This window comes from Pedobacter gandavensis (genome assembly GCF_032678745.1).
GTDB classification, from domain to species: domain Bacteria; phylum Bacteroidota; class Bacteroidia; order Sphingobacteriales; family Sphingobacteriaceae; genus Pedobacter; species Pedobacter gandavensis_C.
The window spans coordinates 501,655-525,211 of record NZ_JAVTST010000003.1 but is presented as its reverse complement, the minus strand read 5'-3'; the positions used below and the strand labels follow the sequence as shown (position 1 = coordinate 525,211).

18 protein-coding genes are annotated in these 23,557 nt (G+C 36.7%); 5 read left to right on the top strand and 13 right to left on the bottom strand.

What is annotated here, in order from left to right:
- Positions 1-28 precede the first annotated feature (28 nt).
- Genes R2S10_RS13690 through R2S10_RS13670 form a run of 5 tightly spaced genes read right to left on the bottom strand, consistent with a single transcriptional unit; the run spans position 29 to position 3,671 of the window.
- Positions 29-1,009 (bottom strand): FecR family protein, encoded by a 981-nt coding sequence (locus tag R2S10_RS13690; RefSeq protein ID WP_316840984.1) that lies wholly within the window; start codon positions 1,007-1,009, stop codon positions 29-31.
- A 60-nt stretch (positions 1,010-1,069) separates the two neighbouring features.
- The gene (locus R2S10_RS13685; RefSeq protein ID WP_316840983.1) at positions 1,070-1,666 is read right to left on the bottom strand and encodes an RNA polymerase sigma-70 factor; all 597 of its coding nucleotides are present in this window, start codon (positions 1,664-1,666) and stop codon (positions 1,070-1,072) included.
- A 54-nt stretch (positions 1,667-1,720) separates the two neighbouring features.
- A complete protein-coding gene (locus R2S10_RS13680; RefSeq protein WP_316840982.1) occupies positions 1,721-2,530 on the bottom strand; it encodes a phosphatidate cytidylyltransferase in 810 nt (269 codons plus the stop codon).
- A gap of 24 nt (positions 2,531-2,554) precedes the next feature.
- A complete protein-coding gene (locus tag R2S10_RS13675) occupies positions 2,555-2,764 on the bottom strand; it encodes a DUF2007 domain-containing protein (RefSeq protein WP_316840981.1) in 210 nt (69 codons plus the stop codon).
- Positions 2,736-3,671, bottom strand: a complete 936-nt coding sequence (locus R2S10_RS13670; RefSeq protein WP_316840980.1) for a CPBP family intramembrane glutamic endopeptidase — start codon at positions 3,669-3,671, stop codon at positions 2,736-2,738. Before R2S10_RS13670 ends, R2S10_RS13675 begins: the two co-directional genes overlap by 29 nt.
- 53 nt (positions 3,672-3,724) lie before the next feature.
- Here R2S10_RS13670 and dusB point away from each other — a divergent pair, with 53 nt between their 5' ends.
- Positions 3,725-4,732, top strand: a complete 1,008-nt coding sequence (gene dusB / locus R2S10_RS13665; RefSeq protein WP_316840979.1) for a tRNA dihydrouridine synthase DusB — start codon at positions 3,725-3,727, stop codon at positions 4,730-4,732.
- Positions 4,733-4,768: 36 nt separating this feature from the next.
- Positions 4,769-5,155 carry a Co2+/Mg2+ efflux protein ApaG gene (gene apaG / locus R2S10_RS13660; RefSeq protein WP_316840978.1) on the top strand — a complete coding sequence of 129 codons (387 nt, stop codon included), beginning with the start codon at positions 4,769-4,771 and terminating at the stop codon, positions 5,153-5,155.
- A gap of 9 nt (positions 5,156-5,164) precedes the next feature.
- Here apaG and R2S10_RS13655 read toward each other — a convergent pair whose 3' ends face one another.
- Complete coding sequence (locus R2S10_RS13655) at positions 5,165-5,860, bottom strand: zinc metallopeptidase (RefSeq protein WP_316841106.1); 696 nt, start codon at positions 5,858-5,860, stop codon at positions 5,165-5,167.
- A 149-nt stretch (positions 5,861-6,009) separates the two neighbouring features.
- Here R2S10_RS13655 and R2S10_RS13650 point away from each other — a divergent pair, with 149 nt between their 5' ends.
- Complete coding sequence (locus tag R2S10_RS13650; protein ID WP_316840977.1) at positions 6,010-7,332, top strand: DNA recombination protein RmuC; 1,323 nt, start codon at positions 6,010-6,012, stop codon at positions 7,330-7,332.
- Here the strand turns inward: R2S10_RS13650 and thiL are convergent.
- Entirely contained in the window at positions 7,327-8,367 is a 1,041-nt protein-coding gene (gene thiL, locus R2S10_RS13645; protein WP_316840976.1) for a thiamine-phosphate kinase, read from the bottom strand. The two genes, R2S10_RS13650 and thiL, sit on opposite strands and share 6 nt — an antisense overlap.
- A 93-nt stretch (positions 8,368-8,460) precedes the next feature.
- Positions 8,461-9,453: a quinolinate synthase NadA gene (gene nadA / locus R2S10_RS13640; RefSeq protein WP_316840975.1), complete on the bottom strand. Its 993-nt coding sequence runs from the start codon at positions 9,451-9,453 to the stop codon at positions 8,461-8,463.
- A 400-nt stretch (positions 9,454-9,853) separates the two neighbouring features.
- On the opposite strand from nadA, the gene nadB reads away from it, so the two are divergent.
- A complete protein-coding gene (gene nadB / locus R2S10_RS13635; RefSeq protein ID WP_316840974.1) occupies positions 9,854-11,440 on the top strand; it encodes an L-aspartate oxidase in 1,587 nt (528 codons plus the stop codon).
- A 3-nt stretch (positions 11,441-11,443) separates the two neighbouring features.
- Entirely contained in the window at positions 11,444-11,953 is a 510-nt protein-coding gene (locus tag R2S10_RS13630) for a gamma carbonic anhydrase family protein (RefSeq protein WP_316840973.1), read from the top strand.
- 44 nt (positions 11,954-11,997) lie between these two features.
- Here the strand turns inward: R2S10_RS13630 and R2S10_RS13625 are convergent, their stop codons facing one another.
- From R2S10_RS13625 to R2S10_RS13605, 5 genes are all read right to left on the bottom strand, one after another.
- Positions 11,998-13,626, bottom strand: a complete 1,629-nt coding sequence (locus R2S10_RS13625; RefSeq protein WP_316840972.1) for an Ig-like domain-containing protein — start codon at positions 13,624-13,626, stop codon at positions 11,998-12,000.
- A 143-nt stretch (positions 13,627-13,769) separates the two neighbouring features.
- Positions 13,770-15,632, bottom strand: coding sequence for a tRNA uridine-5-carboxymethylaminomethyl(34) synthesis enzyme MnmG (gene mnmG / locus R2S10_RS13620; RefSeq protein WP_316840971.1), 1,863 nt, complete (start codon positions 15,630-15,632; stop codon positions 13,770-13,772).
- Between the two features lie 1,546 nt (positions 15,633-17,178).
- Positions 17,179-19,041 (bottom strand): ABC-F family ATP-binding cassette domain-containing protein, encoded by a 1,863-nt coding sequence (locus R2S10_RS13615; protein ID WP_316840970.1) that lies wholly within the window; start codon positions 19,039-19,041, stop codon positions 17,179-17,181.
- A gap of 596 nt (positions 19,042-19,637) precedes the next feature.
- Positions 19,638-20,084 carry an rRNA maturation RNase YbeY gene (gene ybeY, locus R2S10_RS13610; protein ID WP_316840969.1) on the bottom strand — a complete coding sequence of 149 codons (447 nt, stop codon included), beginning with the start codon at positions 20,082-20,084 and terminating at the stop codon, positions 19,638-19,640.
- Positions 20,085-20,096: 12 nt separating this feature from the next.
- A complete protein-coding gene (locus R2S10_RS13605; protein ID WP_316840968.1) occupies positions 20,097-23,414 on the bottom strand; it encodes a DUF4175 family protein in 3,318 nt (1,105 codons plus the stop codon).
- Positions 23,415-23,557: the final 143 nt, after the last annotated feature.

Here is a 23,557-nt window from a genome sequence, read left to right as displayed (position 1 = left end):
TGAAAGTTTAGGTCGGTTTAATAGTTAGTTATTGCTTTATTACAATTTGGTTATTGTGGTATTCTATGGAGATTTTATAGGTCATTTTCAAGACCTCAAGTACATTTTTTAAGTCGTCATTCTTAAAGTTTGCATTGAGTTTTTTGATATTAGGGATATGTCCTTCAATTTTTATTGTAACACCATACTGCTTCTCTATTAAGGCACATACTTCAGGTAAAGTAGCATCCACAAAATTGAGTTCTTTATACAGCCAATTGGAGTTTGTTTGTTTATCCTGCTCCAGAATTTTCTTTATTAAACCAGTTTTTTGATCAAATTGAATAGCCATTCCCTTTCCAAGAATATGTGGGGTACCATCGTTCCTCGTTTCAAATTTCACTTTACCCGTTTTAACTTCTACAGCGATAGTACTATCTATATTTTGAACGTTAAAAGTGGTTCCTAATACCTGAATAGTTGATTTATTGATCAATACCTTAAAAGGGTATGAAGGATTTTTGGCAATATCAAAGAAGGCTTCCCCTTTTAAAAGAATGAATTCTCTTTTATCTTTATTAAAAGAGCTAGAGTATTTAATATTTGTATGCTTATTTAAGTACACTTTAGAGCCGTCTGCAAGCAAAACTGAATCTTGTTGATCGTATGTGCTCTTTATTATAAAAGTTTCTGATTTAAGCTCTTTATAGCCCCATAGTCCCGCCATTCCAAATACCAGTACAGCAGCAGCAGTTCTCCACCATAAACGATATGTTTTTGCAGGTGCTTTACTTAGATTGATTTTATTTTCAAGACGAGTAGTAAAATCGGAAACGACTAAATCTATTGGTCTGCCTGTATAAGGTTCTTCCAATAGAGCAGACTGTTCCCATATAGATTTAACTTTCTGATATATAGCTTCATTATCGGCAGTCAATTCTCTCCAGTTTTTTAATTTCGCTTGTAAAGCGGCATCCTCCGGATAGTTTAATGCGTTTGTAATGAGTATAAAATGCGCTTGATCTTCCATGCCTTTTTTAGAGATAGACACGGTAAAAATGAAATACCCTTGCTCTATTTGAAGATTTATTTATTTTTTTAAAACAAACCAGCCGAAATAAGCCAAAAGAAGGATTAACCCCAACAGATGAGTTCTAAGTATTTTTAAAGCTTTAGCCATATGGCCTTCTACAGTTTTCTCAGAAATGTTAAGCTCTTCTGCAATCTGACGGTATTTTAATCCCTGAAAACGATTCATTTTAAAAATCGTTTTACATTGCGGCGGTAAAGTGTCTACCGCCTTCATTATTTTTCTTTTGAGTTCTTCCTCTTCAAGTAAAGTATTGACAAACTCCGGGCTATCAACTTTAGAAAGCTGCTCATAGTGCTTGCTTTGCGTCTTTTGCTTCCGGAGTTTATTGAGTGATTCATTCCCGACAGAACGATATAAGTACCTTTCGAATTCTACAATCTGATGAAACCTATCTTCATTCTCCCAAAGCCTTAAGAAAACATCCTGAATGACCTCTTCGGCAAGATATTCATCCCTAACAATTTTTAGGGCGGTCATAAATAGACTCTTAAAATAATGCCTGTATAATTTAGTAAAGACTGTGACACTATTTTCCCTAATTTCTCCGAAAAATTCTTCTTCAATTAATAAAGAAATAGTATTCTCACTGCTCATAATACAATAATAGCAGAATTATGCATATTATTCCATTATTTTATCCTTAGTTGTTTAATACAAAATCAAATACAAGTAAACATAAACAACCGGAGCGGACATCAATAAACCATCAAATCGATCTAAAAGACCTCCATGACCCGGCAATATGTCTCCAGAATCCTTAACATTCAAGCTCCTTTTTAGCATTGATTCTACCAAATCTCCCAATGTTCCGAAACTAGATATCAGTATAGCCATTCCTCCAAGAGTTAAAAAAGAAAGTTCTGTGAAGTAAATGGAAAGTATATAAGCTACAAGAACACTGGTAAATACTCCGCCAAAAAAACCTTCCCATGATTTCTTCGGAGAATGACGTTCGAATAGTCTCGTTTTACCAAATTTAGAACCAAAAAGATAAGCACCGGTATCATTCGCCCAGAGCATCAACATAAAAGCCAATGGTAAATGAAAACTATACTCCGGGATATGCCCGATAAAACCAAGAGAATAGAAGAAGCAAAAAGGAACTGTAACGTACATGAAACCAGCAAACGTATAGGATATATTTGCAAAAGGAATTTTTTCCTTTTTGTAAAGTTCAGAGATAAATACAGCAAATATTAATGGGACCAACAAGAGTAGAAATTTTGTTTCAAATTGTAAAAAATGATAACCTGCGGTCATGAAAAATATCAATGCAGCAGCAGCAATTGCAATATTTCGGTGTGGCCTGATACCTGCTGTTCTAATCAGCTTAAAAAACTCCCATAAGGCAGCTAGACTCAGCAACAAATAAAAAACAGAGTAGACATAAGGTCCTAAAAACATAGATCCTAACATCACAATGGTAAAAAAGAAAGCAGTAATAGCTCTTGTTTTCATGCGTAAAAGTGTAATTATGGTAATTTATGCGATCTCGTTATCTTTGATGTAAGCGTTTGCTTTTTCTATATTATCAGGGTGTACCAGGATGTGAATCATTCCAAAAACTTTATAGGAAGAATCCTGCTGATTCATTACTACCGCAGGAATATCATTTTCCAATAGCCCTTGTTTTAAAATTTCTGCGGTAAAGGGATCTTCGGTACTAAATACTTTTGTCCAATTGTTTTCCATCTGCTTTTAATGATTTATTTTTAAAATATTTGAATACCAGGAATGTTAAAACTGCACTTATCACATAACCATACCACTGGAAATAGGTAGTTTTATCTGAGTCCGACAAAGGTATATTGTTTTTTTGCATATACCATGCTGCGGTTACTTGATAAGCATTATTTAAAAAGTGAGCAAATATAGAGTACCACAGACTCTGAGTCCAGAAGTAAATGTAACCGAAAGCTGCACCAAGTAGCAAACGCGGTAAAAACCCGTAAAACTGTACATGAATCGCACTAAAAACGAATGCGCTAAGCCAGATCACTAAATGCTGATTCTTTAACATTCTTCCCAGAGATCGCTGAATAGCTCCTCTAAACATCATTTCTTCTGCAAAAGCAGGCAAAATCCCAATCAATGCAATATTAATCAGATAATCTCCGATGTTTTTCATTTTGATGAGCTCCATCATAGTCGCCATAGCTGTATCTTCTTGAACTCTCATCCATTCTTCTACAGATTTCAAAAATTCTGGAAACACCATCCGCTGATTCGTTACCGTTACCAATTCTAATACTGGCATATAACACACCATCATCAGCACAACTAAAAGCATTAAATCTATCCTTATTTCCTTGAAATCATAAAACTCCAGAATTCGTTGTTTTTCTCCCCAGGCCAACATTAATGCCGGAATTAGAAAAAGTCCAATTTGCTGTAGAGAAATCAAGGTTCTGGAGACAAAAATAAATTTTGGATCTCCTGGTATAGACCAATTCAAACTCATCAATTCTCCATAACGGAGATAAAATATCCCTATTCCAAGAATTAAAGTGAGACTTAGCCCAACAATAGCATATAAACCCAAGGTAAGTAATTGTACATAAGGACTTTTTTCAAGTCTTTCGCTTTCTATAAAATTCATTATTTGTAATATTTGTACCTTTGTCCTTTGATTTTAGGTTTGAAGATAGAGAAATGTCTGTAAAGATAGGAAATATTGATCTGGGAGAGTTCCCACTATTGCTTGCACCGATGGAAGATGTAAGCGATCCCCCATTCCGTTTTGTATGTAAACAAAGCGGCGTGGATATGATGTACACCGAGTTTATCTCTTCTGAGGGGCTGATTAGAGATGCCGCAAAGAGCAGGGCTAAACTGGATATTTTTGAATATGAGCGTCCAATAGGCATTCAGATTTTTGGAAGTGAAATAGATCATATGCGAGAAGCAACTGAAATAGCAACACTCGCAGGACCAGACCTAATGGACATCAATTATGGCTGTCCAGTTAAAAATGTAGCTTGTCGCGGAGCTGGATCTGCTTTATTACAGGATATTGACAAAATGGTGAAGATGACAGAAGCTGTAGTGAAAGCAACACATCTGCCAGTCACTGTGAAAACCCGTTTAGGATGGGATGATACCACTAAAAATGTAGAGGAAGTAGCCGAACGTTTGCAGGATATCGGGATTCAAGCCTTAACCATCCATGGAAGGACACGCGCACAATTATACAAAGGTGCTGCAGATTGGTCATTAATCCGGGAAATAAAAAGAAACCCAAGGATAAAGATTCCAATATTTGGAAATGGTGATGTGGATAGCATTCAAAAGGCAGCAGATTGGCGTCTGGAATATGAAGTAGATGGCATCATGATTGGAAGAGCAGCCATAGGTTACCCATGGATTTTCAGAGAAATAAGGCACTTTTTCAAAACCGGGGAAATTCTTCCCGGGCCAACAGTTGAAGAACGTGTCAATGTTTGCAGAACACATTTTGAAAAATCTATAGCCTGGAAGGGACCAAGGGTAGGCGTATTTGAAATGAGACGTCATTACGCCAATTATTTTAAAGGTTTACCTGATTTTAAACCTTATAGGATGTTATTGGTAAAAGAAGAAAACATTGAAATTATTCATAGCATTTTAGACGAAGTGGCAGATAAATACCATCAGATTTCCCCAGAGGGAGAAATGGCTTGATTATTGAAAAAGACTTCCTAATATAATACTTTAAAAATGGTTACAGCAATCACTCAGGGCGTTAAAATATCAGTAGAAACTATGTACCAGGATGAATATTCTAATCCCGGTAATGAGCATTTTATGTTTGCTTATCAGATTACAATTGAAAATTTATCTGATTATGCCGTTCAATTGATGAGAAGACAGTGGTTTATTTTTGATTCTAATGGTACTGAAAGAGAAGTTGAGGGAGAAGGAGTAGTTGGCCTTCAGCCAGTAATTGAGCCTGGTAGTAGCTATACTTATGTTTCAGGAAGTCATTTAAATACAGATATGGGTGCTATGAAAGGCAACTACCTCATGCACCGCATCGTTGATGAAAGTGATTTTACTGTAGATATCCCAGAATTTAATCTGATTGTACCTTATCGCCTCAATTAAATTGCATTATCAATATTTATTTCTACCAAATAACATAGAAGCATAATAGACTAAATTGGCTAAAGCTCCTAATGCCGCTACTACATAGGTCATCGCTGCCCACCAAAGTGCATCCTTGGCCTGTAAATTTTCTTCTGGGGTATTCATTACCCCATTGTTATTTTTTAACCATACCAATGCTCTCCTGCTCGCATCAAACTCTACAGGCAGGGTAACCACACTAAATATGGTAAGCAGTGCTAAGCCAATTACACCAATACTTAAAACAAAGGGATTCCCTGTAAAACCAATCAATAAAACACCAAGAATTAGCACCCACTGCAACAAGGTAGAGGAAATGCTGACTAGAGGTACCATATTTGTCCTCAGTTGCAGCCAATGATAGGCTTTAGCATGTTGTACTGCGTGTCCACATTCGTGTGCCGCAACCGCTGCAGCTGCTACACTTCTTCCATGATATACATCTGTACTTAAATTCACTGTTTTATCTTCAGGATTATAATGATCTGTTAACTGGCCATCGGCATTCATCACCCTAACATCATATATTCCATAATCATGAAGCATCTTTTCCGCCACCTCTTTTCCCGAAAATCCCGAACTTAAACGCATTTCAGTGTACTTTGAAAACTTATTTCTAAACTTCCATTGCACGTACATGCTAATCAGTAATATCGGGATTATTAAAAATAAATAAGTTCCCATTTCCGTATGTATGTTTTTCATTTGTTACAAATCAAAAAACGAGCCTAAATCCCCGCACATAAAAATTATTTTTAAAACCCTATTTCATTTTTTAACGTTCTTGCTTGCAGGTTCATTTTTATTTTTTCATTTTTGATAAAAATATTAGTATGGAAACAGCAATCATCATTCTATTGATCATAATATTAGTAGTACTTATTGTGTTATTCTTAAAAAAACCGGTAGTAGGAAATCAACATATTGCCTTGTTAGCTTTAAAGGAAGAAGAGCATCAAAAATCACTAAACTGGCTGAAAGAAGAAAAATTAAGACTTGAAGATGAATTGAATGACCTACGTAATAATTTCCTAATAGAACGGGGTAAAGTCATCAAATTCGAAGAAACGTTAGTGGCACAAAGGGAAAAGCAAGCTGAGCAGGAATTATATATTGCTGATCTTCAACAACGCTTTAAATTAGAATTTGAAAATATTGCTAATAAGGTTCTCGAAGAAAAAACAGCTAAATTTACAGAACAAAATAGAACCAACCTGGACCTCATACTAAAACCATTCAAAGAAAACATAAAATCCTTTGAAGAAAAAGTAGAGAAAGTATATAAGTCGGAATCCGATGAACGCAACATTCTTAAAGGTGTCATTTCCCAGTTAATGGATCAAAGCAAGCAAATCCAGGAAGATGCAAATAACCTGACTAAAGCACTTAAAGGAGACTCAAAAAAACAAGGAAACTGGGGTGAAGTAATTCTGGAAAGAGTGCTGGAACGTTCTGGACTTATCAAAGATAGGGAGTACAGGATCCAGGCTAATTTAAGCGCTGCTGAAGGCAATAGGATGCAGCCAGACGTCATCATTGACCTTCCTGATGATAAACATGTAGTTGTCGATTCTAAGGTCTCCCTGGTCGCTTACGATCGACTGGTTAATGCAGAGAATGATATAGAAAGAGAAAACTACCTAAAACAACATATTTTATCCATCAAAAACCATATTCAGGGATTATCGGGCAAGAATTACCACGACTTGTACCAGATTAATTCACCTGATTTTGTCTTGCTTTTTGTTCCCATAGAATCTTCCTTTGGCATTGCAGTTCAGCAAGATGCAGAGTTATTCAACTATGCCTGGGATAGAAAGGTCGTTCTGGTAAGTCCCTCAACTTTATTAGCAACTTTACGTACTATTGCAAGTATTTGGAAACAAGAAAGACAAAACAGAAATGTCTTGGAAATTGCTAGGTTAAGTGGCAGTATGTACGATAAATTTGTTGGTTTCTTAACAGATATGGAAAGTATAGGGAGAAATATAAGACAAAGTCAGGATGCTTATGATAAAGCCCTGAATAAGCTTTCAACAGGAACAGGAAATCTAGCCAGTACTTCAGAGAAAATCAAAAAATTAGGTGCCAAAGCTACAAAGCAAATTGACACCAAATTTTTAGATCCATTAGTCGTAGAAGAGGACGCCTTATAATTTGAAAGCATTCCACCCCTGTGCTTTCAATTCATGAACCACATTAGATTTAGAAATCATTTTACAACCAGAATTTTTATCAGTGATATGGCCTATAACACTGATGTCTACATCATTTTTTAACTTAGTATAATCTGCTTGTTTGATGGTAAACAGCAATTCATAATCCTCACCACCATTTAACGCACATACGGTTGGATCCAAGCCCAATTCCCGTGCAGTTTCATAAGTCATCGGGTCAATAGGAATCTTTTCTTCGTATAAAGTACAACCTTTTTCAGACTGCTCACAAATGTGCATAATTTCCGAAGCAAGTCCATCAGAAACATCGATCATTGAGGTAGGAGTAATTTCCATTTGTGCCAGTAAATCGATAATGTCTCTTCTTCCTTCCGGCTTCAACTGACGCTCAATAATATAGTGCTTTCCTTCCAGATCAGGTTGAATATTAGGGTTTTCCAAAAATATTTGTTTTTCTCTTTCTAGAATTTGCAAACCGACATAAGCACCCCCCAAATCTCCGGACACACATAACAGATCACCTTCCTGTGCACCATTTCTGTACACTACATCTTTTTTATCTGCATAACCAATACTGGTAATACTGATTACCAAACCTTGTTTGCTGGAAGAAGTATCACCTCCAATCAGGTCAATATTGAATTTATTACAGGCTAATTCAATGCCTTTGTATATTTCTTCTACTGCTTCTAAGGGAAATTTACTCGAAATACCAATAGAAACTGTAATTTGAGTAGCAATACCATTCATGGCATAAATATCACTCAAATTTACTTGAACAGCTTTAAAACCTAAGTGCATTAAGGGTACATATGCCAAGTCAAAATGAATACCTTCTAACAATAAATCTGTAGAAATTAACACTTCTTTATCTGGAAAATTCAACACTGCAGCATCATCTCCAACTCCCTTAATACTACTTTCATGCCTTATCTTAAAGTTATCAGTAAGGTGTTTTATCAGACCGAATTCTCCAAGTTCTCCGATGTCGGTACGCTCTTTATTCTCAAACATATATCCTATTTATATAGATTTTTAATTTTTAAATACTCATTATTTTCCTCATACAATCTTTTCAAATCATAAGAAAAACCACTTTTTTAATATTTATAAACCCAATGCTGCGGAAATTTCCAGCATTCTTTCAATTGGTTTACGAGCTTGCATAATAATATCCGCAGGAACAGTCACTTCAGGGCTTCCATTCTTTAAGCATAAATAGAGTTTTTCCAAAGTATTTCTTTTCATATAAGGACAATCATTACAGGCACAGTTATTATTTGGTGGTGCAGGAATAAAGGTTTTTTTCGGATTTGCTTTCTCCATCTGGTGGATAATTCCGCTTTCCGTAGCTACAATAAACTCCTGAGCATCACTATTGGTACTATATTTTAATAATCCAGTGGTCGATCCAATGTAATCTGCCATTTCCAGCACTGCCTCTTCACATTCTGGATGCGCAATAAATTTCGCATTCGGGTGACGAGCTTTCAATTTTGTAATTTTTTCTCTCGAAAAAATTTCATGAACCATACAGGCTCCGTTCCAAAGCACTAGATCCCTACCCGTTTTTTTAGCTACCCAGGCACCTAAATTTTTGTCGGGACCAAAAATGATCTTTGTATCCTTAGGAAGACTTTCTACTATTTGTACCGCATTCGTAGAAGTGCAAACAATATCACTCAAAGCCTTCAATTCTGCTGTACAATTCACATAAGTAATTACTACATGTTCCGGGTACTTCTCTTTAAATTTTTTAAACAGGTGTGGCGGACAACTGTCGGCCAACGAGCAACCTGCTTTCAAATCCGGTAACAAAACTTTTTTCTCAGGAGAAAGAATCTTGGCCGTTTCTGCCATAAAATGCACTCCAGCAAACACAATCACCTCAGCATCAGTCCTTGCCGCTTCTTGTGATAGCCCTAAACTATCTCCAATATAGTCAGCAATATCCTGAATATCAGGCTCTTGATAGTAGTGCGCCAGCACTATTGCATTTTTCTCTTTTTTTAGTTTTTCGATTTCCACGAAAAGATCAAGTGTAGGATCAATCTTTTCTTCGACAAAACCTTTTCTATTTAATTCCTCAAATGTATCCATTTTCAACAGTTCAATAAATTATAATTATTTAATATAGATAGACTTCTATTGTTTATTAGTGTGTTAATAACGTTTGTAAATTATTTTTTTTTAGGAGATTATTTGACTTATTCATAAGTTATCCACAAAAAAGTTGAATTTTTAAACCAAATATCTGCTGATTTACAGTATTTTATTTTTCTCCTTCAAAACTTATCCATAGTAATATGTGTATTGTTAGTTTGTGTGTAAAAAGTGGATAACCTCCGCAAAGTTGCTCAAAAATAACTGAAAATATTGTGGCAAATTCCCTTTTTAGCTTAGCTTTAAACATTCAAAAATATTTGTTCTATTTGTTTAGACAAGAAATTAACAATTATATCAACGTTGTTAACAAAGTAAGGGAAGTAGCTTAATTTCAATGAGAAAAGTAGATTTTTTAGTAATAGGGTCGGGTATAGCGGGTTTAAGCTTTGCATTAAAAGCAGCTCAGCATGGTAAGGTTTTAATCGTTACAAAATCAAACGAAGATGAGTCAAATACAAAATATGCGCAGGGTGGAGTAGCAGTTGTTGTGGATAAAGATGATTCGTTTGAAAAACATATTGAAGATACAATAATTGCAGGAGATGGTCTGTGTGACAGAGAGATAGTAGAAATTGTAGTGAAAGAAGGGCCTCAGCGAATTCAGGAGATTATAGATTATGGGATCAATTTTGATAAAAATCACACCGGTGTTTATGATTTAGCAAAAGAAGGTGGACACTCAGAAAACCGTGTTTTACACTATAAAGATGTCACCGGATATGAAATTGAAAGCGTCTTATTAAAGCAGATTCATCAGAATAAAAACATAGAGATATTAACACATTACTTCTGTTTGGAGTTAATTACTCAGCATCATTTGGGTGAACATGTGGATAAGAGTTCTGAAGATATCCACTGTTACGGCATATATGCCTTTAACACAGAGCGTAACGATGTGGAAAAGATACTAGCTAATGTGACTATCCTTGCTTCGGGTGGAGCTGGCCATGTTTATAGTAGCACAACAAATCCTGTAATCGCTACAGGTGACGGAATGGCAATGGTTTACAGAGCAAAAGGGAAAGTCAGGAATATGGAATTTATTCAGTTCCATCCAACAGCTTTGTATCATCCTGGAGAATATCCTGCTTTTTTGATCTCTGAAGCAGTTCGTGGTTACGGTGGTGTACTTAGAAGGAAAAATGGAGAAGAGTTCATGTATGAGTATGATCCAAGAGGATCTCTTGCTTCCAGAGATATTGTAGCTCGTGCGATTGATTCTGAAATGAAAAAATCTGGAGAAGACTTTGTCTATCTTGATATCACCAATCGTAAAAAAAGTGATATTTTAGCTCATTTCCCGAACATTTACGCGAAGTGTCTATCTATAGGTATAGACATGACGAAGGATTTAATACCGGTTACGCCTGCAGCTCATTATATGTGCGGCGGAATTTTGGTTGATGAATATGGTCGTTCTTCTATAAAAAACTTATATGCTTGTGGAGAATGTTCGTCAACTGGTTTACATGGCGCCAATCGTTTGGCCTCAAATTCCTTATTGGAAGCACCTGTATTTGCACATCGTATATATGAAGATGCTATAGCTACTTTCAAAAATGTTGTGATTCCTGATCACATCCCTGAATGGGATGACCATGGTGTAAAACAATCTGATGAAGATATATTAGTCACACATAATCTACGAGAAACTCAGAAATTAATGAGCGATTATGTAGGTATTGTACGTTCAGATTTCAGATTAGATAGGGCAATGAGGCGTTTGTTTTTGCTCCATGAAGAAACGGAAGCCTTTTATAAAGCCAATAAAGTATCCGTGAAACTTTGTGAATTGCGCAATGTGATCCAAGTTGCCTTTATGATTATTAAGTCTGCAAAAGCCAGAAAAGAGAGTAGGGGTTTACACTATACTACCGATTATCCAGTACACTCAGAACAATTAACCGATACAATTTTTTAGATTATGCCAGTTATATTACCAGTTAAAGATAAGCACCCTCAATGGGCAGAAAATTGTTTTATTGCGCCAAATGCGACGATTGTTGGCGACGTAATGATGGGTAGTAATTGTTCTGTCTGGTTTAATGCTGTGATCCGTGGTGATGTTAATAGCATCACAATTGGCAATGATAGTAACATCCAAGATGGGGCAGTTATACATGCTACCTATTTAAAAGCAGCCACTGTGATTGGAAACAGGGTTTCTGTTGGGCACAATGCAATTGTTCATGGCTGTATCTTAAAAGATCATATTCTCATCGGTATGGGTGCTATTGTGATGGATAACGCAGTAGTCGAAGATTATTGTATTATTGCAGCAGGAGCCGTTGTATTGGAAAATACACATTGTGAAACAGGCTATATCTATGCGGGGACACCTGCTAAAAAAGTAAAGCCCATTACAGAAGTGCAACGGGCTTTACTAAATAAATTACCAGACAATTACATTATGTATGCCGACTGGTTTAAATAATAGCAACAATCTGTTGTTAACAGGCCGATACTGTTTTTAATTACTTATTCTTTTGGAATCGTAATGGTTTCATTTCTTTCCCAAAGGGCTCGGATTGAGAGTTCTTTGGGTTCATTCCAAATTTTTTCCGGCTGTGTGCCTTCTGCCACATTTCCCGTATCCCATTTCTGATTTTTATTGGTGTCGTAAGTAATCCTGGTGAAGTATTTACCTGACTTATAATTGTTAAATCTTACTATCGTATCTTTAGTAATTACCATGGTATTCACTGGGTTTTTGTTCGCGTCAATTACTTCTACGATATAACTTTTGTCTTTTTCCGGAACAATTAGTTTTAGAATTAACGTACCATAATCATCCTTACTTCCTAATTTGAAATCTTTTGTAAATTCTTTATTTTTTGTATTAAATATTCCGGTAAATGCCCCGGCCTCAAATTTCATTTCATAAGATTTTTTAACACGCCATGGATACTTTATATAATAGGATAAAAAGTCAGCGCTATCTTTTTCAATGGTAAAGTTTGTCCTTTTTACAGAGTCTTCTAACAATTGAATTTTACTGATATCAGTACTTAAAATTGGGAAATTGAAAGCTAGCTTAAATGGTTTATTAGGATTTAGACTACGATCCTCCAAATTGTCCGTAGCGGTTAAAGCTCTGGTATAGGTTTCTTTTTTTCCTCTGTTCAGCGTAGTTGTTTGCAATAATTTTCCGTTTTCTTTGATGCTGATTTTTGTAGAATCAAAACTTAAATCTGTCAACCACATTTTTAAGGAGTCATTGTTTTTGCTCAACTTCAAATATTTCGTAGCATCAAGAGCCGCCGGATTTACAACGTTGACTTCTGGTTTTTGTAGCTTTTGGTTAAATGCAAAACTGATGCTTCCATCTGCATTGATACGTTTATCTACCACTCGGAATACTGATGCATTCTCCTTGAATATTTGAATATTTACAGAATCCAGGTTTTTCTTTAATACGATAGGTTCTTTTATATAACCGATTTCATCTGTGCTTTGTTGGTAGATTTTATCTCCGCCTTTTTCTTTTAGAGCGTAAACTTTGTAAGTACCTTCTCTTAAATTGTTCAGGCTATAATGACCACTGCTGTCTGTTAAAGCATAAATTGCTGGCCTGCTTTTTCCAAATAAAGTATCTCTTTCCAAAGGAAGGATAAATGCGACCGCTTCAATTTCTGGTTCGCCGGTGATGGAATTGCTGACCTTACCTTTTATGCTCAGGGAATCCAACTTTGGACCTGTCGAAAATACATAAGAGAAATTCTTTAGGACGTTATTTTCGTTAATATCTGCAATCAGCTTCCCGAAGTTCAATGTATAGGTCGTGTTTTTTTCAAGGCTGTCTGGAAACGTTATTTCCAATAGCTTCTTCTTCACTTTTAGTATTGGGGCAGTTTTTAATTCCGGAGAAATGGAGAATTCTTTACCCTCATTCTGAAGTTTGAAATATTCATCAAATTCCAAGATGATCTTTTTTTCTTTAAAGTTTGTCGTGAAGTTTTTAGGCTCCATACTCAATACCTTCGGGGCTTCAGTATCTCTAGGTCCACCTTGAGGTTGCTGAATGCTTGCACAGCTATAAATCACTGAAGAGAGGAGTAGGAGGGATGCAAAAAGCCTGAAGTTCGATATAATGCTATTTTTGGCCATTTATATGCGCTGTGTTAAGTTTATTACTCTTTTTAATAGTTACCATTAAAAAAATTTAAAAGACGCTTAAAACTCATTTAAATTAGTCAGTTAAAATAATGAAAAACATAATCCTAACTGACTTAATATCAATGTATTGTGTTTTACTTGCTCATGTGGACCATTAAAACTGAGATGTCAGAGGGCGAAACGCCAGAAATCCTAGAAGCCTGACCCAAGGTACGGGGTTTGATCTTCAATAACTTTTCTCTGGCCTCTTTAGATAAAGATCCCAATTGCGCATAATCAAAATCTGGGTTGATATCTTTATCTTCCATCTTCTGCATTTTGTTTACAATTTCCTGTTCTTTCTCAAAATAGCTTTCATACTTTATTTTGATCTCTGCTTGTTCTATGGTCTCTTTATCGAACGCAGTTAAGTAATCTCTAAATGGTGTACTGATCTCTCGAATGTCTTCTATGCCCACTTGTGGTCTGCCAAGTAGACTTACTATTTTTACATTTTGAGTCAGGATACTGGTTCCCAATTCTTCCAGCTTTTCGTTCGCTTCTGCCATGTCGATACTTTGCTTTTTAGCGTAGGCAACTATAGCATCAGAGTTGGCTACCTTCTGTTTAACCAGGTCTAATCGTTCGTCGCTAATCAAGCCCAACTGATGACCAATAGGAGAGAGACGGATGTCTGCATTATCCTGGCGAAGCAACAAGCGATGTTCTGCTCTGGAAGTAAACATACGGTAAGGTTCGTCAGTTCCTTTAGTAACTAGATCATCAATTAATACACCGATATAAGACTCAGAACGTTTCATAATTAACTCATGCAAATCGTTTACTTTTTGATGTGCATTGATTCCTGCAATGAAGCCCTGGCTAGCGGCTTCTTCATATCCTGTTGTACCGTTGATTTGACCTGCAAAAAATAAATTGCTGATCATTTTAGTTTCTAAGGTTAACGAAAGCTGGGTAGGTGGAAAATAATCATATTCTATCGCGTAACCAGGACGGAACATTTTGGCATTTTCAAATCCTGGGATTTTAATAAGCGCTCTATATTGTACATCTTCTGGTAGAGACGTAGAGAAACCATTTACATAAATCTCACAAGTATGGGTTCCTTCTGGTTCTACAAAAATTTGATGTCTTTCTCTTTCTGCAAAGCGATTAATTTTGTCTTCAATAGACGGACAATACCTTGGACCTAGACCTTTAATTCTGCCGGTAAACATCGGAGATTTTTCGAATCCTTCTTTCAAGGTTTCATGAACTTCTGCATTAGTATAGGTAATCCAGCAGCAGCGTTGTTCTGTTGGGCGTTCTACATTGGTATATGAAAAACGACCAGGATTTTCGTCTCCCCATTGCTCCTCCATTAAGGAATAGTTTAGAGATCTTCCGTCTATGCGGGGTGGGGTGCCGGTTTTCATTCGACCTGCTTCAAAGCCCAGTTCTGTCAATTGTTCGGTAAGTCCGGTAGCAGCTCTTTCTGCAGTTCTGCCTCCGCCAAATTTCTTCTCTCCAATATGAATCAATCCATTTAAGAAAGTTCCATTAGTCAATACAACTGACTTTCCTTTGATCTCAATTCCTAAAGAAGTTTTAACGCCAACAACGGTATTGTTTTTAATAACCAGGCTAGCCACCATGTCTTGCCAGAAGTCAACATTTGGCGTACGCTCTAAAGCTAGTCTCCATTCTTCTGCAAATCTCTTTCTATCATTTTGCGCTCTTGGACTCCACATTGCCGGACCTTTTGAAAGGTTGAGCATTCTAAATTGTAGTGTAGTCTTATCACTGATGATTCCAGAGTATCCACCCATTGCATCAATTTCTCTTACGATCTGACCTTTTGCTACACCACCCATCGCTGGGTTACAACTCATCTGTGCAATGGTTTCCATATTCATGGTGATCAGCAAGACTGAAGATCCCAGATTGGCAGCGGCGGCGGCGGCTTCACAACCGGCGTGTCCGGCACCAACTACTATAACATCGTATTCTTTAAACATTACCTGTGTTTTTATATCGCTTAAAATTTGTTTCACGTGGAACGCAATATATGCCCGCTGTTAAGCGCGAATGTTTCACGTGAAACAATAGGTTAAAATTAATCATTTAATAGTGGAGACTTGCTAATTCGTTCTCCTTTTATTCTTACTTTTTTTGCTCAACCTCTTTTATCCATTGGAAGGGAGCTAGTCTTCTATATTGTTTGGACGGTGGTTTTACTTTTTTAATTACTAGAAAACACTTGGTTTTCAAACTACAACAGGGTTTACCTTAATTGGATAATCTATTTAAAGCATCACTTTAAATAGTGACTGCTTTAATATTTTCTTTTAGCCATGGATTCTTATGTTCCACAGTGTGTTTTTTGTGCCCATATCTAGAAATCCATTAAAGATCTTGCTTGATTCAATGAGATCTAATACATGAAACGGAGGCTAAAGCCATTGGGTTTTCTATTAAACTAGGCAATGCTCTTTTTATTTTTACATAGAGTTAGCTCATTTCCTTAAGGACATAAATTCCATGGAGACTAATCTTATGAGGACTCCTCAGCACTGATTCCTTTTAGCAATGTGGTATAGGTCTCAGGCGAAACAATGGAGTTAATTGAAAATGAAATGCTGACAGTTTTATGTAGTAATTGCATTTTTGGTTCATCAACCTTAAGCATGAAAAAGTTCGCAGAGGCTGATAAGATGGAAAGAACCAGTCCTGCTTATTCCAATAAAACCCAACAGTAATTCTAAAATATCTGATTTCAAAGATTACTAGTTCAGCTAATGTCTTTTCTATACTTCGTCTTAAATTTATCTGGCTACATTTACTGGTAGGATAAATTTGGTTCCGATATGCCGAAGAATAGGAGCTAGATTATTCAATAATTAAGCTGGTATTAAATAGCAATATTCAATTCATTATTGGAATAGAATCACTGTGTTTTAGTTTAAATTAGTGCGCTTTTTTGTCTGTTCTTAAAATATCGACGTAATTAAATATAACATTCAATACTCAAATGATCAAGCCTCAGCTTTTCTGTAGCGGACAAAATCTGTTGTTTTTATAAGAAAATCACCAGACCCGAATTTCTGAATGATTGGCGTTTTTTATTCAAAATTCCAAATTTCCATAGACGGTCCTACCATTCAACTACACTTTATTTATAATAAGACTGCAAGCTTAAATACCGGTTTCCCTACTTGAATGGTAAAGGAAAAGATGCTTTGGTGTTTGTGTTTATATCCAAAATTTAAGGGTAAAACAACGCTATTGGTTCCAAAGGAAAACATGAAACTGTTTTATTCCTGGTCTTAAACAAACGGAAAAACCACTGCTGTTATTTAGCTATTAAAAATGAGAAAGAACATTTTGTCGTTTTTGAAAGCAACAGAAGGGAAGGGCCTCAACCAATCCAACCTGAATGATTTCTGTGTTATAATCCTAACTCGATTGAAATCGATTAGGAATTAAATCCTCATGAAGAGGGGGTATTTGATCCATCACCCCCACCTGTAAATCTAATGACCAGGTGGGGGTAATTGGGATAGCTTATAACTCAGATAATGTTAACCAGCGTTCAGTAATCTTTTCTAATTCCTGATTTAAGCCTTCAATAGTTTTGGAAACTTCCTGTATTTTGGTGTAATCAGCACTGTCGATAGTTAGTAGAGAATTGCTCAAGTCATGGATTTTCCCCTCCAGTTCAGAGATCTTCGCTTCTGAATCTTCCAGTTCTTTTTGCTCCTTAAAAGACAATTTTTTTGCAGGTGTTGCTACCGTATTTTGAACTGGTTGCTCCTTTGCTTTTGCAGGCGCTTTCTCTTTTGGTGTCTCTAAGCTGATTCTATATTCAGAGTAGTTACCGTTGTAAATTCCTACTTCTCCATTACCTTCCATGATGAACAATTGCTCACTCATCTTGTCCAATAAATACCTATCGTGAGAAACCAGGATTAGTACACCAGGAAAGTTTTCTAAGAACTCCTCCAGTACATTTAAAGTATCAATGTCCAGGTCGTTTGTAGGCTCATCCAGAATCAAGAAATTAGGATTTTGCATCAACACCTTCATCAAGTGTAATCGTTTCTTTTCACCACCACTTAGCTTTTCGACCATCCCATGTTGTTTCTTGGGAGGGAAGAGGAATAAGGTCAGCAGTTGAGAAGCAGAGATCGTTTGACCATCGGCCATCTTGATATATTCTGCATCAGATTTTACGATATCAATTACCCTTTCTTTTTCATTGAATGCCAAACCACCTTGCTTATAGTAGCCATAAACTGTCGTTTCACCAGTACTCACTTTTCCTTTTTCAGGCGTTAAGAAACCGGTGATGATATTCAATAAAGTTGATTTTCCGGTACCATTCTTACCTGCAAGGCCAATGCGGTCTGCACGTTTAAAAGTATAGCTGAAATCATTAATGATTGGTTTGCCATCAAATGACTGACCGATATGGTCCAGTTCCAGGATTTTATTCCCTTGACGTGCCATTTTAACATTCAAAGTAACACTTTGATTATCAGACCTTTGCTTGGTCTTGCTTTCCAGATCATAAAAAGCATCAATACGAGACTGAGACTTCGTAGTACGGGCAGCAGGCATTCTTCTCATCCATTCCAGTTCCTTTTTTAAAAGGTTCTTGTTTTTCTGAAAAGTACTCTCATCAGCCATTTCACGCTCAGATTTCTTTTCTAGGAAGTAAGCGTAATTACCATTATAATTGTAAATTTTCCCTCTGTCTAGCTCTACAATAGTATTACAAACGTTGTCCAAAAAGTACCTATCGTGTGTAACTAATAATATAGTTTTGTTTCCGGAAGTCAATAGTTTCTCCAGCCATTCAATAGTATCAATATCCAAATGATTGGTTGGCTCATCTAGCACATAGATTTCTGGATCCTCTATCAGAAGCTTTGCAAGGGCAAGACGCTTTTTCTGCCCACCAGATAGGGTAGAGATCTGTTGTTGCAAATGAGTGATGCCCATGCGGCTTAAAATCGTTTTAATCTCATGCTCGTATTCCCAGGCATTGTGTTCGCTTAATTCTTCATATAAGCGATTCAATGTTTTTTCGTCCGGGTTTGGATCTTCAATCAGTTCCTCATATTCTTTGATCAGTTGCTGCTGTTTGTTTTCTGTAGAGAAAATGAAATCACTAATGGAGTGACCATCTGGAAAAGAAGGCTCCTGATCAAGGAATCCTATTTTAACAGATTTATTCTTAACGATTTTACCTTCCAAAGGATTAAATCTTTCGGCAAGTAATTTCAGTAGGGTGCTTTTTCCTGCACCGTTTATACCAACCAACGCAACGCGTTGTCCAGGTTGAATCCCCAGGGTCAAATTTTTAAATAGCCATTCATCATGGTAAGCATGGCCTAAGTTTTCGGCTGCAATTAGTGTACTCAAAGTCTGTGTTTAACGATATTTTATATATGAAATTATTGCAAAAGTAAGCAATAATTCTTAGGTATATAGTTGAGCCTTTTGAAGATGTATGTATTTGCCCCTTTAAAAATTAGCCAATTGAAGCTAAAAGAATCCGGATCCTAAGCAGATTAGGGCAAGCGCTTTCCTCGGCTAACAATTAAAAACAGTAAAAAAAAGAGGCTTTCTTGCGCTTAGATCTTGGAAAGTTGGAGGATTCTAGACAAAAGGGTACCAGTCATTGAACAGCGGCATACTTGTGGAAATGTAGACCTAAATAAGAATAAAAACGGAAAATCTGTGCGAACTATTTTCTGGTATGGGTTAAAGACACCCCTCGTTCTGCAGGTTTTAATCCGAATTTTGTTCCGGTGAGGATCACGATGGCGATACTGCCAATCAGTAATTTTTTTAGTGTATTTTTCATGGTTTCCTGGTTTTAGGCTTGCGTAAATCTTTCAGAGATAAGACGCATTTGCCAGACAAACGTTTCAATAAATTGACGTTCATTAGACCATCTGTCTTTAAATTCCGACCAACGGACGGATACTACCTATGAACACCAAATCATAAAACGACTATAAAGCAGATTCCATCGTTTTGAATAACTCAAGAGACTCATCTTCTTTTTCCGTCATCAATGTTTTTGCCGCTTTTCCCTTGTCTTTATATCCTAAAAGGTGCAATGTGCCGTGGGCCATCACACGGTACAATTCCTCGGCTACGGTATGCTTAAATGTTTTCGCATTTTCTTGAATACGCTCCAGACTGATAAAGATATCCCCAACAATCATTTTAAGCTCTTCTGAGTTATCAAAAGTAATAACGTCGGTATAGGTGTCATGATTAAGGTATTCTTGGTTTATACGCAGTAAATATTCGTCTGAACACAAAATAAAGTTCAACTCCTGTAATAAATAACCTTCTTTTTCAATTATAGCCTTGATCCAGGCCTTAAGTATGGTTTTCTTTTTAAGGGTATAACTAAGGTCTTCGGTGAAAAAATGAACTGCAGGTTTTGCCATTTGGATATAGAATTATTGGGCCAAATTTAGCAATTTAAAATATTCCGCAATTTTATTTTTGTAATAGTAGTTTAGGCTAGGAGGTAATTTTTGAATCCATTCCGTCTCATTTGTTTGATTTTTTCGGAACTTATCCAGCATCTGCTGATAAGAAGGAGGCAAGTCTTTTCCGGTTTTACTTTCTCTTTTTGAATCCTGATCCTGTTCTCTTTGTGCATCATTGGCATCCAGAAGCTTCGTAAGCAGGTCTTTTTGTCGGTTGAGTGTTTCCTGTTCCAGACGCTTATTCACCAGATCGTTTTCTGTGGCCTTCATGTCTTTGATCATTTGATTCAGATTCCCTAACCCAGATTTACCATCTTTATTCTCCTCTCTATTGATCTTTTGCAAAGCTTCTCGAATCATTTGCTGTTGTTGCGCCATTTTAGCAAACTCTTCAGACATCTGGCCTTTTGGAACATTGCCTTTATTCCCCGTTTTTTGTAGCTGATCTTTCGTTTTCTGCATGCTGTTGTTGAGCTGCTGTTGCATTTGTTGCAACTGTTTCATGCTTTGTTTCTGTTTCCCTTTTCCGCCACCACTGGAATTTTTCATCATCTTTTGGAGCTGTTCTAAAGCTTCATTAAGCATTAATGATAAATTATTGATGGAAGTCATGGTGTACTGCTGGTTTTTATTTGCGGCAGCAGTATTCCTTTCGCCAAGATTATCCAGACTCTTATCCATATTGAAATTGATCTTTTGCAGCTCTTCATTCACGGTACTCTCAATTTGAGGAACCCTTTTGCTCAATGAAAACAGGCTATCCGCGATGGTCTTCATGTTGTCCTTGATCAGCCTCTGTTGCTGCACATTGTAGGTGTAAAGTGGATCATTGCTACTCAATTTCTTCAAATTAAGCATCACTTTTTCCTGATCAAAAGATGTTTTCAAGAGATTTTCCAATAGCTGACGCAGTTCCTGAACATTTAGGTTGTTCTCCATTTCCGATGATTGCTGTTGCATATCATCCATCTTTTTTGCCATCTGTTCTAGCTGTTCCGCAGCTTTTTTCTGGTTTTCAGCAGCCTTCTTACGGTCATTTTTATCCAGGTTCTCCTTACTCTCTTTTTGCTGTTGCTGAATGTCTTTAGCCTCTTTTTCCGGGTTTTCGAAAGGATTTGGCCGTTCCAGCTGGTCATTTTTTTCCTGTAGACTCTTTAATTCCTTACGAATGTCATCAAAGGTCGAACGTTGTTCTTCCTGTAGCTGTTTCAAATCTCCTGCTGATTTTTTTTGATCCTTACTTTGCTCAGAAAGGGCTTTTTGATCTTTGGAGAGCTGTTTGATCCGGTCAATATTGCTTTGTAGGTTTTGTTCAAATTCGAGCTGTTTATAAAGCTCCAGAATACGATCCAGCTCATTCTTTAAAGATTTATTGTCCAGTTGCATTTTAGAGAGTTCCTGTTGCGTTTGGTCTTTATTATTTTGATCCATTAAGCTTTGCAACTTCTCCAATAAGGCTTTGGTTTTATCGTCAAGCACATTTTTAAACAACTCATCGATTTTCTTTTGTTTTTCCAAGAGTTCTTCTTTTACCGCAGCATTCTCTTCTTTATCAAAATTGTTCTTTTCATTCAGCTGTTTGAGTGATTTAACCGTTTCTTCCAACTGTTTCTGCTTGTCTAGCAGCTGTTGAATCTGTTTCTTATCATCGAAGTTCAAGGTTTTTTTGTCTAATAATGCGGCCCCCAGCTTTTTACTTTCTTTTTCTACTGCGCTAGCCAGTTTAATGGCCTCATCCATTTTCTGTTTGACCGCCAGACTACCCTGATTAATTTTTTTTGTTACTTGTTGAATCGAAGGAAGTTCATACGTTTTTATCTGGGATTTAGTCGTTTTTGGACCATTTACGCCATCATTATCTGATACTTCAAAGTAATATTCTAGCTGTTGTCCGGGTTTAATCCCTGCCCGATTCAGGTCCCAGAAAAAGAAGAAAGCATTTTCCAACTGGGTCTTTTTAACTGGGATTGACTGGCTGACTTTATTTTTCATCTGGCCATTTTCTCTGACTATATAGTTGAATTTCACTGAGCTGAACCCATGGTCGTCTGTAATTTTACCGTTGAAATAGAGCGCCTTACTACTTAAAGAATCGGGCGATTCGGCTATAGAAATATTTGGATATTCATCTGCAATAATGCCAATTTGATGCACTAAAGAGTCGGTACTTCCTGCAAAAGCACTGTTTTTTGGACTCAGACGGTATTCGCCGCTCTTGCGTAACGTGCTTTTAAAAGTGAAAATGTTGTTTTTAGACCGAAGCAACTGCTCCTTTTTGTCCAATGTAAAAACCAGCTGATCGCTATTTGCGGCAGTTAACTTCCAGGTGACCGTGGTTCCATCAGGTAATAATAAATCGCCGGCATTAGTGATGGTTTCGTCCTTTTTACCCAAATAGCCTGGATAATGAAGATCGGCAGTCATGGCTACAATTGCTGGTCGCGCTTTCACTTCAATCACATAAGGCAGGGAGTTAAATCCCCCTGCAGCAAAACGAATCTCTTTATTCTTCTGAAGATTTTTGAAAGTGTATTGAAAATGAGTAGGGTCTTTTTTTTCAAGCTTATAGGTATTCAGTCCATCATAAATATAAACCTCCTGAGGAATTTCATTTCCACTGAGTTTAAGCTTTAAAGTCAGGTCATCTCCCTGAGCGCAAATTAATTTTTCATTGAGCAATTCAAAATTAAAGGGGGCTTGTGGCAGAATTTCCCGGTTGTATTGAACAAAACTGCTGGTTCCTTCTTTTAGTATGGAGGGGGCAATAATGGCGATCAAAATGATAATACTTAAGGGGAACAGGGAATAACGCAGGTATTTTCTATTGTCATTCAGACGGATTGCACTGCTAAAAGGAATTGGCTTCAGGTCATTTATCTTTTGATCAATTCCGGCCATAATGAGCTCATTATGTGCTGGATTTTTATCTGCCAGCGCCTTTAATTGCAGCGTATTTAGCAACTTGTCTTTTACATTGAAAAAATGATCACCAATTAGTGATGCTGCCTCCTCAATACTTAGGTTCTTACTCAGTTTGAAATAAGAAAGGGCAGGTTTGACAATCCATATGCCAATGGCAATGATGGAAAATGTGATAGAACTAAAAAACAACAGCGTTTTAATGGAAACTCCAGGCTGCGTATAATACACCAGTAGGAAAACGACCAGGTACAAGGCTAGCAGGAAAGTTGCGGCATAAATGCTGCCTCGCAACAGTTTATTCAGGTAAAACTTTTGCGTAAATTCATTAACTTTTGAAATTAAAAGTTCGTAATTGCTGTTCATGAATTAGCTTGATGAAGCTTAAAGGTAGAGAATGAATCTTGGTTTTGATAGAATTAAAGATATAATAGTATTAAATTAACCTTGTGATCCCGTCTTTTGTAGCATTATATAAACCAATAGCATCATGACCAGTTCAATTTATG

Coding starts and splice junctions, on each gene's coding strand:
- R2S10_RS13690 (WP_316840984.1), bottom strand. CDS start 1,009: ATGGAAGATCAAGCGCATTTTATACTCATTACAAACGCATTAAACTAT.
- R2S10_RS13685 (WP_316840983.1), bottom strand. CDS start 1,666: ATGAGCAGTGAGAATACTATTTCTTTATTAATTGAAGAAGAATTTTTC.
- R2S10_RS13680 (WP_316840982.1), bottom strand. CDS start 2,530: ATGAAAACAAGAGCTATTACTGCTTTCTTTTTTACCATTGTGATGTTA.
- R2S10_RS13675 (WP_316840981.1), bottom strand. CDS start 2,764: ATGGAAAACAATTGGACAAAAGTATTTAGTACCGAAGATCCCTTTACC.
- R2S10_RS13670 (WP_316840980.1), bottom strand. CDS start 3,671: ATGAATTTTATAGAAAGCGAAAGACTTGAAAAAAGTCCTTATGTACAA.
- dusB (WP_316840979.1), top strand. CDS start 3,725: ATGTCTGTAAAGATAGGAAATATTGATCTGGGAGAGTTCCCACTATTG.
- apaG (WP_316840978.1), top strand. CDS start 4,769: ATGGTTACAGCAATCACTCAGGGCGTTAAAATATCAGTAGAAACTATG.
- R2S10_RS13655 (WP_316841106.1), bottom strand. CDS start 5,860: ATGGGAACTTATTTATTTTTAATAATCCCGATATTACTGATTAGCATG.
- R2S10_RS13650 (WP_316840977.1), top strand. CDS start 6,010: ATGGAAACAGCAATCATCATTCTATTGATCATAATATTAGTAGTACTT.
- thiL (WP_316840976.1), bottom strand. CDS start 8,367: ATGTTTGAGAATAAAGAGCGTACCGACATCGGAGAACTTGGAGAATTC.
- nadA (WP_316840975.1), bottom strand. CDS start 9,453: ATGGATACATTTGAGGAATTAAATAGAAAAGGTTTTGTCGAAGAAAAG.
- nadB (WP_316840974.1), top strand. CDS start 9,854: ATGAGAAAAGTAGATTTTTTAGTAATAGGGTCGGGTATAGCGGGTTTA.
- R2S10_RS13630 (WP_316840973.1), top strand. CDS start 11,444: ATGCCAGTTATATTACCAGTTAAAGATAAGCACCCTCAATGGGCAGAA.
- R2S10_RS13625 (WP_316840972.1), bottom strand. CDS start 13,626: ATGGCCAAAAATAGCATTATATCGAACTTCAGGCTTTTTGCATCCCTC.
- mnmG (WP_316840971.1), bottom strand. CDS start 15,632: ATGTTTAAAGAATACGATGTTATAGTAGTTGGTGCCGGACACGCCGGT.
- ybeY (WP_316840969.1), bottom strand. CDS start 20,084: ATGGCAAAACCTGCAGTTCATTTTTTCACCGAAGACCTTAGTTATACC.
- R2S10_RS13605 (WP_316840968.1), bottom strand. CDS start 23,414: ATGAACAGCAATTACGAACTTTTAATTTCAAAAGTTAATGAATTTACG.